At 64.4% G+C, this 13,102-nt stretch carries 15 protein-coding genes; 3 read left to right on the top strand and 12 right to left on the bottom strand.

Features of this window, described 5'->3' with window-relative positions; translation table 11 throughout:
- Window positions 1–47 precede the first annotated feature (47 nt).
- A complete protein-coding gene (locus tag LJE93_04780; GenBank protein ID MCG6948215.1) occupies window positions 48–692 on the bottom strand; it encodes a hypothetical protein in 645 nt (214 codons plus the stop codon).
- A 225-nt stretch (window positions 693–917) separates the two neighbouring features.
- Here LJE93_04780 and LJE93_04785 point away from each other — a divergent pair, with 225 nt between their 5' ends.
- Window positions 918–1,214 carry a hypothetical protein gene (locus LJE93_04785; protein MCG6948216.1) on the top strand — a complete coding sequence of 99 codons (297 nt, stop codon included), beginning with the start codon at window positions 918–920 and terminating at the stop codon, window positions 1,212–1,214.
- A 20-nt stretch (window positions 1,215–1,234) separates the two neighbouring features.
- Here the strand turns inward: LJE93_04785 and hisD are convergent, their stop codons facing one another.
- The 11 genes from hisD to LJE93_04840 all read right to left on the bottom strand — a co-directional run bounded on the left by hisD (window position 1,235) and on the right by LJE93_04840 (window position 11,474).
- Window positions 1,235–2,524 (bottom strand): histidinol dehydrogenase, encoded by a 1,290-nt coding sequence (gene hisD, locus LJE93_04790; GenBank protein MCG6948217.1) that lies wholly within the window; start codon window positions 2,522–2,524, stop codon window positions 1,235–1,237.
- A complete protein-coding gene (gene hisE / locus LJE93_04795; protein ID MCG6948218.1) occupies window positions 2,521–3,795 on the bottom strand; it encodes a phosphoribosyl-ATP diphosphatase in 1,275 nt (424 codons plus the stop codon). The genes hisD and hisE overlap by 4 nt, the downstream gene beginning before the upstream one ends.
- On the bottom strand, window positions 3,792–4,544 hold the full coding sequence (gene hisF / locus LJE93_04800; GenBank protein ID MCG6948219.1) for an imidazole glycerol phosphate synthase subunit HisF: 753 nt from the start codon (window positions 4,542–4,544) through the stop codon (window positions 3,792–3,794). Before hisF ends, hisE begins: the two co-directional genes overlap by 4 nt.
- Entirely contained in the window at window positions 4,538–5,152 is a 615-nt protein-coding gene (hisH, locus tag LJE93_04805; GenBank protein ID MCG6948220.1) for an imidazole glycerol phosphate synthase subunit HisH, read from the bottom strand. The genes hisF and hisH overlap by 7 nt, the downstream gene beginning before the upstream one ends.
- 2 nt (window positions 5,153–5,154) lie before the next feature.
- A complete protein-coding gene (locus LJE93_04810; protein MCG6948221.1) occupies window positions 5,155–5,754 on the bottom strand; it encodes an imidazoleglycerol-phosphate dehydratase in 600 nt (199 codons plus the stop codon).
- Window positions 5,751–7,463, bottom strand: a complete 1,713-nt coding sequence (locus LJE93_04815; protein MCG6948222.1) for a TIGR01548 family HAD-type hydrolase — start codon at window positions 7,461–7,463, stop codon at window positions 5,751–5,753. The genes LJE93_04810 and LJE93_04815 overlap by 4 nt, the downstream gene beginning before the upstream one ends.
- Before the next feature lie 8 nt (window positions 7,464–7,471).
- Complete coding sequence (gene hisG / locus LJE93_04820) at window positions 7,472–8,335, bottom strand: ATP phosphoribosyltransferase (protein MCG6948223.1); 864 nt, start codon at window positions 8,333–8,335, stop codon at window positions 7,472–7,474.
- A 387-nt stretch (window positions 8,336–8,722) separates the two neighbouring features.
- Window positions 8,723–9,358 (bottom strand): DUF3365 domain-containing protein, encoded by a 636-nt coding sequence (locus LJE93_04825; GenBank protein ID MCG6948224.1) that lies wholly within the window; start codon window positions 9,356–9,358, stop codon window positions 8,723–8,725.
- A 164-nt stretch (window positions 9,359–9,522) separates the two neighbouring features.
- Entirely contained in the window at window positions 9,523–10,338 is an 816-nt protein-coding gene (locus tag LJE93_04830) for a M48 family metallopeptidase (protein MCG6948225.1), read from the bottom strand.
- A 51-nt stretch (window positions 10,339–10,389) separates the two neighbouring features.
- The gene (locus LJE93_04835) at window positions 10,390–10,911 is read right to left on the bottom strand and encodes a hypothetical protein (protein ID MCG6948226.1); all 522 of its coding nucleotides are present in this window, start codon (window positions 10,909–10,911) and stop codon (window positions 10,390–10,392) included.
- A gap of 143 nt (window positions 10,912–11,054) precedes the next feature.
- Complete coding sequence (locus LJE93_04840) at window positions 11,055–11,474, bottom strand: arsenate reductase ArsC (GenBank protein ID MCG6948227.1); 420 nt, start codon at window positions 11,472–11,474, stop codon at window positions 11,055–11,057.
- A 56-nt stretch (window positions 11,475–11,530) separates the two neighbouring features.
- Here LJE93_04840 and LJE93_04845 point away from each other — a divergent pair, with 56 nt between their 5' ends.
- Complete coding sequence (locus tag LJE93_04845; protein MCG6948228.1) at window positions 11,531–11,962, top strand: metalloregulator ArsR/SmtB family transcription factor; 432 nt, start codon at window positions 11,531–11,533, stop codon at window positions 11,960–11,962.
- Complete coding sequence (gene arsB / locus LJE93_04850) at window positions 11,959–13,005, top strand: ACR3 family arsenite efflux transporter (protein MCG6948229.1); 1,047 nt, start codon at window positions 11,959–11,961, stop codon at window positions 13,003–13,005. Before LJE93_04845 ends, arsB begins: the two co-directional genes overlap by 4 nt.
- Window positions 13,006–13,102: the final 97 nt, after the last annotated feature.

Genomic DNA, 13,102 nt, shown 5'->3' on the forward strand with positions numbered 1-13,102 from the left:
CAAACCTGTTGGCAATATGTGACTTGCGCGCAGGCCGACAGAAACCGTCAGGAACTTTCGAAGCGCACAACTCCGACTCCGGCTTCGCCGGCGATGGTCGTGAGCGCCGTCCAGGCGGCCTCGACCGGGACCACGTCCTTCGGCAAATACGCCACCAGCCAGGCACACGTGGTGCCGGACTGCACCTTGACCCGCTCGCTGCCGGTGATCGGCGTGTCGATTGGCCCGATCTCATCCACCAGCAGAGGTTTTGCCTCGGCGTTGAACGGCCCCCGCAGTGATTCGTAGCTCTCGCCCTCCTTTCCGGATCGAAAGACCAGCGAGGTTCCGAGACTACCCTCGGCCATCACGCAGCACGGCACCGCGAGCTCTGCAGACAGGCAGTTGTTGACGTCAACCAGTGGATGAATCGCGGGCAGGTCGGAACCCTTGGCCAGCCGTCGCAATAAGGCTTCCGATGCCGGCCGATAGCGCGTCGGGTCGCACCCCGCGGCGCGAAAGAGCTTACGCATCGCCACTACCGTCGGGTGGCCGCCGATGGAGGCCGTGTCGGCAAACCTCTCTCTCACGGCTGACACGACATCGGTTTTCAGGCCGGCGAGTCCGCTCTGGTCCTCTCCGACCGTCAGGAAGGCCCAGAACAGCTCCCAGCCGTCCAACTCAATCCTCACGTCAAAAGGCAGTTTCTCCATGCCGCCACTGTAACAATGCCTTCGGCCATACGGCTTTACGGCTCGACGGCAGGACGGCGAGACGGCGAGACGGCTCGACGGCAGGACGGCGAGACGGCAAAGTACATCGCTGGCGATTTGGGGAGCAGGAGCCGTCGCGCCGTGGCCGGGTGGATGGGGGAACCCGTCGGGCCGTTGAGCCCTCCTCTCGACCAGCTACAATTGCTGTGCCGCGCGGAGGTCACGATGGACGCTGACGAAATCAGACGAATGTACGAGTGGATCCAGGGGCGGATACACCTCGCCGACGCCACTGACGGGATCGCAATCACCTTCGATGAACCGAACGCCGACGATTTCGAGGCGATCGGGTTTACCCCCGAGGCCGTCGAACTGACCCTGCAATCCGACTGGTGGTCTGACATGGCGACCGACATCATTGAAACTCCGGACTACGCCGAGCCTGGAGAAGGCCCGGAGCAGGTCCTTGAGTACGCCCGCGATGTGGTCAAGGAGTACGTGGCCAAGCGCCTCTACACGTAGCAGTTAAAACGTTTCAACGTTTAAACGTTTGAACGTGATGACGCGCGTATTCTCTCTTTCAGCCTCAACTCGGCCGCGCGGGCATGGGCCTCCAGCCCCTCGAGGCGAGCAAGCGCGATCGAGTCTTCGACTGTCTCGCCGGCCTCCGAGAGATTATCAATCTCCATCCACGTCCGAACCCGGAGAAAATCGAAGACCGATAGCCCGCCGCGATATCGGGCCACACCGCCGGTTGGCAACGTGTGGTTGGGCCCTGCGCCGTAGTCACCGAGCACTTCGGCGCTGCCGTCGCCGATGAACAGGCCGCCCCAACAGTCGAGCTGCGATGCCACGTCTTCGGGCCGTTCCGTCATCACCTGGAGGTGTTCGGGCGCCAACCGGCCACAGATCGAAGCCGCAGTCTCCAGATCGGGTACGACCACCGCGAAACCGTTCACCATGGCCTGCTCCGCGATCGCTCTCGTTGGAAGGGTTTCGAGCTGGCACTCTATCTCGGCATCGACACTCGCCACCAACTCCTCCGAGGTGGACACCAGCACCGGCAGCGCGTCGGGGTCGTGTTCAGCCTGGGCCAGGAGATCGGCGGCCACCGTCGCCGCGTCGGCGTTGTCGTCAGCCAGAATCACAAGTTCGGACGGCCCGGCCAGCATGTCGATTCCGACGGTTCCAAAAACCAGCTGCTTGGCAGCCGTCACCCAGGTGTTGCCCGGCCCGACCACAAGATCGCACGGCTCGAAACCGTCGATACCGACCGCGAGCACGGCGATCGCGTGCGCCCCGCCCAGGGTAAGCACCTCGTGAGCGCCCGCCACCGCCGCTGCGGCCAGAGTCACCGGCAACGGACGTGGAGACGCCACCACCACGCTTTTGACGCCCGCAACCCGTGCCGTCACCGCCGTCATCAGGACCGACGACGGCAGAGGGTATCGTCCTCCCGGCGCGTAACATCCGGCCCGCCCGACCGGAGCGATGCGATGGCCGACATGCCCGCCCGGGATTTCGATCGTGGCCTCCGACAGGGCTTCGCGCTGGGCGCGCGCGAAGGTTTCGATTCGGTCAGCCGTTCGTTCGAGCAGGTCGCGATCGGCCCGCGGGATGCCCTCGAGTGCAGCGACCAGCTGTGTGCGGTCGACGACCATCGCTCCACCCTCGCGGATCTCCCCGAACTGCTCGGCGTATCGCCGCGCCGCGGCCACCCCTTCCGATCGAATCGCCTCCACGATCTCGGCGGCAGCCTCAAGCCTCTCCCGACTCACGGGCTGGCGGTCGAGGTGCCTCACGTCTTCCGGTCGGATTCGTCGAAGCTTCATGATTTCTCTCCAGAGGCAAACGTCGTGCTCCCGTCGCGGCGACGAGTCTGGAGAGAGCGGCGATCGAGCTCGGCCATCACCTCGGCCAGACTCACACCGCGGCAGGCCAACGCAGCAGCGGTGAAATAGAAAAGGTCTGCTGCCTCCCACACGACTTCGTCCTGACTCATCGCTTCACCCAGCTCTCCCGCCTCCTCGATGAGCTTGGCCGCAAGCAGATCCGGGTCTGCAGCGAGACGGGCGGTGAACGATCCCTCCGGGACGTGCTCGAGCCTCGATACGAGGCGCCGCTCGAGGGCGTTCAGGCCTCTGTCATTCCCCCAGCAGCTTCGGGTGCCCAGGTGGCAGAAGCCGTCTCCCCGCTGGCGAACAGTGAAGCGAAGCGCATCGCGGTCGCAGTCGGCATCGACTCGCAGAAGCTCCTGGGTCGCGCCCGAGGTTTCCCCCTTTATCCACAGGCCTCGCGATCGAGACTGGTAGACGCCGCGCCGCATATCGAATGCCGTCTGCAGACTTCGAGCGCTCGAGTAGGCCAGGCCGAGGGCCGCCCCGAGCTCATCGACGACGACCGTCGGCCAGAGGCTGTCCGGCCGGTCGCTGCCGAGCGGCGCTGCAAACGCCTCGGCCAATCCGAGCCGGCCGGTGTAGATTGCCATTCCCACCTGGGCGTCGGCGCCCATCCGATCGAGGGCCGCTACTTCCTCGGCGGTCGTGATGCCGCCGGCAATCGTGACCGGTGTGCCACCTGCGGCGTCGACCACCCGTTGGGCCGCATCCAGATCGATCCCGCCGAGACGGCCCTCTCTCTCGACAAAGGTCACGAGAAAGGAGCCCACGTCCGCCTTCAGCTCTTCCAACCTGTCGAGGACCTTGGCGCCGGTGCCACGCCGCCAGCCTTCGACAACCACCTCACCGTCCACACCGTCGAGGGCGGCCATGACCCGCTCACGGGGCAGCTGGCCGAGGACGTCCGGAGTGGCCATGGTCCCGAGAATCACCCGCTGGGCGCCCCGGTCGAGCCAGTCCTGCGCGGACTCCACAGTGCGGATGCCACCGCCGACGCGACACGGGAACCGGCGCACGATCTCGCCGATCACGCCGGCATTCGAACCGCGCCCGAGCGCAGCATCGAGGTCTATCACCGCCAGGTCACCAGCGACTGCGAAACGCTCGGCCACCGCGAGGGGATCACCAGCCTCAAGTGCCCTTTCCCGGCCACCCACGAGCTGCACCGCCTGCCCGTCCATGATGTCGATCGATGGAACGATCACAGCCTCACCTCCATGCCGAGCGCCGCCAGCCGCCGCTTGATGGCCGACACTGTGGTGTGGCCATCGTGCAGGATCGAAGCCGCCAGGACCGCGTCCGCTCCCGCCAACAGGGCCTGGGCCATGTGCTCCGCAGTCTCGGCTCCGCCGGACGCGATCACCGGAACGCCCACCGCGCCGCAGACCGCCTCGAGGAGTTCGAGGTCGTAGCCCGATTGCGTACCGTCGCGATCCCAGCTGGTGAGAAGGACCTCGCCGGCACCGGCCGCTACCGCGGTCGTTGCCCAATCGACGACGTCAAGCTCCAACCGGTCACGTCCGGAGCGGACGACCACCCGCCAGCCGTCGCCCACCCGAGCCGCGTCGAGCGCCAGAACCGTGCACTGGCAACCGAACTCCTCCGCCATCTCGGTCAAGAGCTCCGGACGGGACACTGCAGCCGTGTTGACGCCGACCTTGTCGGCACCGGCCTCGAGCAGCTCCCTCGCATCGGCGAGAGCCCGAACTCCGCCGCCGACGGTGAGCGGAATCGGCAGCCGCCGCCGCACCGCGCGCACGGTTTCCAGCGCGTTGGCCCGTCCCTCCGGCGTCGCACTGACGTCCAGCAGGACCAGCTCATCCGCTCCCTGGTCGGCGTACATTTCGGCCAGCTCCACCGGATCGCCCGCATCGCGCAAGGCCTGGAACTGGATACCCTTGACGACCCTCCCGGCGTGGACATCGAGGCACGGAATGACCCTTCGCATCAACATTGCGTCTCACTCCTACAGGCAAGCCAGCGCGTGATCAGCCGCTCTCCCCACGCCCCCGAAAGCTCCGGGTGAAACTGACATCCGAGCACGTTGCCTCGCTCCACAGCGGCAACGAACTGGCCGCCATGGGAACTCCAGGCGACGTTCCAGCCTGGGGGTTGGTCGGTGATCCGGTAGGAGTTGGCAAAGTAGGCAACTCCATCGCTCAGAAGATGGCAGTTACTGTCGGCAGCTATCGAATTCCACCCCAGCTGAGGCACGACGACCGAATCCGGGTAGCGTGACGCCCGCACCTCGAGGATCCCGAGCCCGCCGGTGTCCATCCCCTCGTCGCTGCCCTCCGCCAGCAGATGGAGTCCGAGGCACACGGCGAGCGTGGGCAGGTCTTCCGTGACCCGAAAGCGGATGGCCTCGCCGAGACCGTTCTTCCCGAGGCGTTCGGCGACAGGCGCGAATGCCCCGACGCCCGGCAGCACGACCCGTTTCGCATTTCTCACCGCAAAGGCGTTGTCCGTGACCTGCACCGATCGGCCGACCCGTTCAAAGCCCGCCACCACCGAGGCGAGATTGGCCGCACCTGTGCGCACGATCAAAACGTCTGCGCTCATCGTCAGCCGCCCGCATCGAGAACGCCCTTCGTACTGGGCACTCTGCCGTCATCGGCCGCGGCCATTGCCGCTCCGAAGGCCAGGGCCAGGGCCTTGAACGCGGCCTCCGCACGGTGGTGATCGTTCTCGCCCCGCAATACATCGACGTGCACTGCAGCTCGCAGGCTGATAGCCAGGGAGACCAGGAAATGAATGGCGTTTTCGCTCGCCAGACCGCCCAGCATCTCCCGCTCGAGGCCAAGATGGATTTCCGGCCACGGGCGCCCCGAGAGATCGACGACTGCGCGCGCCAGCGCCTCGTCGAGCGGCGCGTGCGCCGAGCCGAAGCGCGCGATACCGGCGCGGTCACCCAGTGCACGATCGAGCGCCGCGCCCAGGGCGAGGGCACAATCCTCGGCGGTGTGGTGATCATCGACCTCGAGGTCTCCTTTGCACTCGAGCTCGAGATCCCAGCCTGCATGGAACGCGAGGCTCATCAGCATGTGGTCGAGAAAGCCGATTCCGGTGGCGACCGAGATCTGGCGCCCACCGTCAATTGTGACCGCTCCATTGACAATCGTTTCCCCTGTTGCACGTTCTATCTTCGCGGTTCGCCTTTTCATGGCATCAGCTCCTCTATCTCCTGTGGATCGCCCATCACCCATGCCGCTCCCGCGGTCCGCATCGCGTGCTCAGCCGACCCCGGATCGTCACCGGCCGCGGCAAGGCCGATCGGAAGCACGCCCGCCCCACCGGCAGCGCGGAGATCATCGGGCGTATCACCGACCATCCATGCGCTCGAGACTCCCATTCTCTCGAGCGCGAGATGCACTGGCGCCGGGTCCGGTTTCGGCGGCGCGTCTTCCATGCACACGACCGTCGAGAACAGGTCCTCTACGCCCTGCTCCTCCAGGAAACGCAGGGCATCAGACCGGGGGCGTCCGGTGACCACACCGAGCGGAAACTCTGCCGCGAGCCGCTCGAGGCCGGCGCGGCCAATCCGCAAGGTCTCGTATCGGCGGAATCCCGGTGCGTCCTCAGTCCCCTGATACAGGGATTCGAAGTGCTCGGTGACCTCGGCCAGCGGGACACTGACTCCACGTTCCTCCAGCAGGCGTCGCGTCAGCTCCCAATCGTTGGCCGCGTTACCACGTGTCTTGGCCCGAGCTACATCTTCGGTCGAGAGATCCACACCCCATGCGGCCGCAGTCTCGATGATGGCGCGCCGATAGGATTGCGAGACATCAGCCAGAACACCATCCATGTCGAAGAGCAGAGCACCCGGGGCGAGAACGGTCTGTAAAGCTCGCCTGAGACGATCGAAGTTCGCCTCGTCACCCGGCATGGTGATCCGCAGCCAGCCATCGAGATCGGTCCGCCCTGGGAATCTGCGCACCGAGATTCCGAACGCGCCGAGACTCCGCCAAACCAGCTCCGAATTTTCGAACCGCGCGAACACGAAGCTCGCTTCCGACGGCAGTACCTCGACGCCGAGATCAACCAAGAACTCGGTCAGGGCATCGCGTTGCTCTCGGATCAACGCCACGCGGGCGCGGTCCGGGCCACCTTGGAGCGCAAACAGCGTGGCTTCCACGGACAGGGTCGAGACCGGAAACGGCAGGCCGGCACGCCGCAGCCAGTCGATCACCCGGGGGTCGGCGATCGCGCAGCCCACTCTCAGGCCCGCACAGCCCCACGCCTTCGAAAAGGTCCTCACGACGACGGTGTTCGGGTACTCCTTCGCAACCGGCGCGAGGTCGTTTTCCGGGTCCGTGAAATCGACGTACGCCTGGTCGAGGAGCACGAGGGTTTCCGGCAGGCGCTCGAGCAGGGACCTGAACGCGGATGGTGAAGCGAAGGCGCCGGTCGGGTTCGAAGGACTGACGACTGCCACCAGGCCGCAGTCATCTCCGGCCAGGCGGCACACCTCGTCGACCGGGTAGTCGCCGCTCCACCAAGGGATTTCGCTGATCTCGGCACCGGCCAGAACAGCGAACCGCCGGATCATCCCGTAGCTGGGTGTGGCGAGAACCGCTCGACGCCCCGGTGCCACCGCACAGCGAACGGTTCTCTCGAGGGCGTCGTCCGCCCCGTTGGTGACCAGGACCCATTCCGAATCGACTCCCAAGAATTCGGCGATCGCCGCTTCGATCTCCCGATACTCGGGATACCGATTGATCTGTAGCTCGTCCCCGGCGAGTGCAGGTGGAGGGGCAAGGCTTTCGTTGAAATCGAGCACCAGGTCCGGGTCGATCCCCGGGCGGTCGACGACGTAGGGGAAGAGCCCTTGGACTATGGGGTTCGGCCGGACCAACAATTCCTTGTCTCCCATCTGACCTCCTACGCAACGATCTGAGCCAGGCGAGTGACGACGATATCCGATCCGCCCGCAGCCTTGATCCGCGGAACGACCCCCGGCAGGTCTACCCGCGGCACAGCCGCCTTGACGGCATACCCCTCACCGCCGGCCAGCGGCGACACCGTCGGTTGGCGCATGCAGGGCAACACCTCGAGCAGGTCGGGAAGCTTCTCCTCGGAGACATTGACCTCGACCATCACTCTGTGCCGCGCTTCGAGAACGGATTCAACCAGCAGCACCAGATCTTCGATTTGCGATCTGAGGCCGGGGTCATCGAGTGCCCTCGGGCAGGCATAGAGCCTGGTTGAGGACTCGGCGAGAACATCGACCACCTCGAGGTCGTTGGCTTCGAGGGTCGAACCGGTTGCGGTGTTGTCGACAATCAAGTCGGCATCTTCAGGTGGAAAGACCTCGGTCGCTCCGTACGACCTGACGAAATGCGCGTCGAGCCCACGACCTTCAATCCATTTTCGCGCCAGCCGTTCGTACTCTGAAGCGACCACCAGGCGCCGCAGAGGAAGCTCACCATCGACCAGCAGGGACGCCGGCGCAGCTGCCACCACGCGCACCGGATCGAGTCCGGTGTCGAGCAGCTCCACGAGGTCGCCGTCGAGCTCGGCGACCCAATCCGCCCCTGCGAAGCCGAGATCTCTCGAGCCCGCGTGCAGCATCTCGACGATGTTCTGTGGTTTGAGGATCTTCAGCTCGCATCCCGCGAGGCTGATGTGAGGCCTGTAGCTCCGCGCCGTCTGGCTGATGTGAATTCCGGCCTCGTCGAGGAGAGAGAAGACGCCGTCGTACATCCTGCCCTTTGGCACTGCCAATTTCAGAGTGGTCGGAACCATGTTTTTCCTTTCCCGACCTCGCGCGGCGCCGACAAAAAAAGACGCCGGCGGGGCCGGCGTCGTGGTTTCGGTCTGAATGTACCTACACCGTCACCTGGCCCCAGCTGGAGTATGTCCATGATGGTGGTGGTGGTGATGACAAGTCATTGCCATATGCAATCCAAACGCGAACCTACCCCGAATCCATTCCCGTGTCAATTCCACTCGCCCAACAGACTCTCAATCCTAGATGCTAGATGCTGGATGCTGGATGCTGGATGCTGGATGCTGGATGTTGGATATTCGATGTTGGATGCGCCGGTATTTTCGGTTTCAGGCTACCTCGTCGACAGCGCGGGTGGATCGAGGATCCAGGACCGAGCATCGGGCTCAAGGTTGGGCGGTGGGCTACATTTCGGTCGCTGCGGTTTCCGCCTCGCCAGGGGGTGCTTCGACCCAGAACCAGCCCCGAAGGTCGCCCTCGACGAATCCGGTCGCCAGATCATTCGGATAGACGTCCGAGATTGCCGCCATCACGCCGTCGTCGATCTCCTCCGCAGGGCCGTGGCACATCTGGCACTCAGCCTTGAGCCTGATCGGCAGAAGGGCGCCGAGCTCGCCGTTGGGTCCCGCAACGAATGTTGGATCGTCGACCAGTTCCGACACGTACTCCTCGGCCCATTTCGGCGCGACGTTGGCCGGGTTCCGCAGCCTGTAGGAGGTCCGCCCGATCTTAACGCCGTACATGCCGCTCACGTGCGCCGCCACGTTCGGCGCCTTGTCCTTGCACACACCGATTGCCGCAGTCGGATCACCGGCATCGAGGGCGGCGGTGAGCTCACCCATCATCTCGGCGGCCAACGCGTTGACGGCGGTCGCCACCAGCTCCTGCTGTGCCTTCTGAGTGTCGCTCATCAAGCCTGGAAGGACCTTTTCCCACTGAACCTCCGCCACCTCCTCGACCGCGACAGGCTCCTCGGACGGACCCGCACAACTCAGTACCAAAAGAACGGTCACGCCCAACACCAGATGCCTTCGCCTCATCACGACCTCCCTCTCCGCCACAAATACCCATTACCTCAGAGCGACACACCCCGCTTCTGACGTCCACACCGAACGCCGGCCTTCACCAGACCATGATCGGTTCCGAAGGCGGCGATGTCAAACCTGTCGAGCGCAGGTATTCGCGAGCGCGCCCCGGTTCTCGGTCAAGGATCCAGGCCCGGCGGAACCCCGTTCGGGAATTGGCGGTCGATCGCCGCCTGGATCGTCTCGATCCGGTTCCCGGTGCTGGGGTGGGTGCTGAGGAACTCTACCGGCTGTGCCCCTCCGGCGGCCTCGTCGAGGATTTGCTGTACCCCGATCATGGCCCTCGGATCGTAGTGGGCCTCCGACATGAATCGCACCCCGAGCTCATCGGACTCGAGCTCGTCCTCGCGGCCGTACTTCATGTTGACCATCTGGCCGATGGCCGCCGCCATCTTCGCCTCGCTCGGCGTGCCCGAAGCGACCATCACCGCGCCGGTCAGGCCCTGGGTCAGCTGCTGCTTGGCCATGCGCTGGGCTGAGTGGCGCGCCACCACGTGACCCACCTCATGGCCGAGGACGCCTGCCAGCTGGCCTTCGGTCTCCAGGCGCTGCATCAGGGCGGCGGTGATGAAGATCTGGCCTCCCGGAAGAGCGAAGGCGTTGATCGTGCGGGGATCGCGTAGCAGGTGGAAGTCGAAATTCCACCCAGTGGTGCCGGCCGCGCTCTGCTCGACGACCCGGGTGCCGACCCGATCGACCATGGCCCGCGCTCGCGGATCCGGATGTTCGCCACCGTGTTGGGCCATCATCTCGGGGGTCGCCCTGAGACCGAGGGCGATCTCCTGGTCCGGCGATAGGCTGATGTGCATCTCCTCACCGGTCACCGGGTTGTACTCCGTCGAGCACTGGTAGGAAAAGAAGGCGAAACCGGCGATCGCCAACGCGATCCAGAGACGCCAGTGTCCGTTGCTGCGAGGGGCGGGCTTCCTTCGCATCGGACGGTAGTACGAGGCAGTCGGAACGTTTGGGCTGCGGCGTCGCATGGCTCAGGCCTCCTCGGTCACTCGTTCGCCGTCCGTAGTGACGTAGACGACGACCTCCAGCGCTTCGTAGATGCCGCCGACTGAGGCCCCGAACAGGACATGGGAGAGCACCATCACCCATGTCGCCATGGCGAAGAACTGGGGAAAGAAGTATGTGAATGACAGGAAATTGATGGCGAACAGGAAGAGGCCCATCACGGCGCCTCCGAGTATGCCGACGATCAGGCCCCAGCGGTGGAGGGCGAAGACCAACACCGCCGCGAACACAAATGACAGGACGTAGTGGATCACCAGCGCAACCGCCAGAATACCCGCGTCGAAGGTCGCCGGAGGCGCCAAAACGCCATCCCCCATCACGATCGAGGCGATCAGCCGGATCACGATCCAGGGGTTTCCGTCGAGCGCTGTGGTGGTCAGAATCAGGTTGATCAGGAGAAACAGCGTGCCGCCGATCAGGGCCGCCCAGGCAGCGGCGCTCCAGTCCACCAGCTGCCGCAGCCGGGGTTCGAATTCGAGCTCATTCATCGATGACACTCCCCTCCGTTCAGTTCGACACGATTCTGCCGAGAGCTTGCTGACACCGTCGAGCGAGGCTCCGCCTCGCCAGGTCTCGACTCCCTCAATGCTCTGGATTCATCTCGGGATGATCCGCATTCCGGGTGGATATGTCAACCCGTCAACAACGGCAGCAATCGTTCACGGATCCGGTCGCGGATCTCGCGGAAGACGGTCATCCTCTCTTCCTCGGTTCCCTCCGCCATGGCCGGGTCGGCAAACGAGACGTGAGCAGTATCGACGGACCCGGGAAAGACCGGACAGCTCTCCCTCGCCGAGTCGCAGACCGTGACCACCAGGTCCCAGGGTTCGTCGAAGACCGCTCGGACGTGTTTCGGTCGACCGCCGGTGATGTCGACCCCGGCCTCCCGCATCGCCCGCACAGCCAGGGGATGAACTGCCTCGGCAGGTTCGGTGCCCGCCGACCTCGCCTCCCAGGTGTCACCGAGCTCGGAGTTGATCCAGCCCTCGGCCATCTGAGAACGACAGGAGTTGCCCGTGCACAGGATCAGGACTCGTTTTTTGGTCGCCATCTTCGCTCCCCGTTGACTTCGTGGACGAATAATACTACATTTCGCGAGATGACGAAATGAAATACTCAACCCTCGATTCCTCCGTCGCCGCCGCCCGCGCCCTGGGCCATCCCGCCCGGCTGAGAACGGTCGCAATGCTCGCCTCTGGAGAGCTCTGCGTCTGCCAGATCACCGAGGTGCTCGAGCTGGCTCCGTCCACCGTGTCGGCGCATCTGAAGGAGCTCAAGCAGGCCGGATTGATCGGCGAGCGCAAGGACGGACGCTGGGTTTACATCGACCTCGATGACTCCGAGGCCTCCCGATCGTGGATCGAGGCAGCCCTCTCCCCTCTCTCCGGTGATCCGCAGCTCGAATCCGATCGGCTCCTGGTGGAGGAGCTGCGAAGCCTGCCGGTGGAGGACCTCTGTCGCCACGGCTACGAGGCGGCGAGGAAGAAGGCGGCCGGCGCGAGCCCCCGACGCGACACCCACGACGGATGCCGCGAATGACCCCCGGTGAGCACATCGCGGGACGTCTCTCCCTTCTCGACCGCTACCTGACGCTGTGGATCTTCATCGCCATGGCAGTGGGCGTCGGCTTGGGTTGGATGCGGCCGGGCATCGCCGGCTTCTGGAACCGTTTCACGGTCGGAACCACCAACATCCCGATCGCCATCGGCCTCATCCTCATGATGTATCCGCCGCTGGCCAAGGTCCGGTACGAAGAACTCGGCCGGGTCTTCAGGGACTGGAAGGTTCTCGGTCTGTCCCTCATGCAGAACTGGGTCGTCGGTCCGGTTCTCATGTTCCTGCTCGCCGTCGCCCTGCTCGCCGACAAGCCCGAGTACATGGTGGGTCTGATCCTGATCGGTCTCGCCCGCTGCATCGCCATGGTCATCGTCTGGAACGAGCTGGCTCAGGGCGACAGCGAGTACTGCGCCGGCCTCGTCGCGTTCAACTCCATTTTCCAGGTGCTCTTCTTCTCGGTCTACGCCTGGTTCTTCATTACCGTGCTGCCACCGTACTTCGGCCTCCAGGGCACGGAGGTGCACGTCACCATTGCCCAGATCGCCAAGAGCGTGTTCATATACCTCGGCATTCCGTTTCTGGCCGGAATCACGACCCGGTTCGCGCTGATCTCGCTCAAGGGCAAGGAGTGGTACCACGGGGTCTTCATTCCGAAGATCAGCCCGCTCACGTTGATCGCGCTACTCTTCACCATCATCGTGATGTTCTCGCTCAAGGGAGAGGTCATCGTCGAGCTGCCCCTCGACGTCATCCGTATCGCGATTCCGCTGCTGATCTACTTCGTCGTGATGTTCCTCGTCTCCTTCTTCATGTCGTTCAAGGTCGGCGCCGATTACAGCCGATCGGCAACCCTTTCCTTCACCGCTGCCTCCAACAACTTCGAACTCGCCATTGCCGTCGCTATTGCCACCTTCGGCATCGACCACGGCGCCGCCTTCGCCGCGGTGATCGGTCCGTTGGTCGAGGTGCCGGTACTCATCGGGCTGGTGAACGTCGCCTTGTACTTCAGGACGAAGTTTTTCTGATGCTGGATGCTGGATGCTGGATGCTGGATGCTGGATGCTTCAAATCGATATATCGGCTGTCTGAATTGTCAACGCGCTAGCCAGGGCGAAGCCGGGT

Source organism: Acidobacteriota bacterium, from assembly GCA_022340665.1.
Taxonomy (GTDB): Bacteria; Acidobacteriota; Thermoanaerobaculia; order Thermoanaerobaculales; family Sulfomarinibacteraceae; genus Sulfomarinibacter.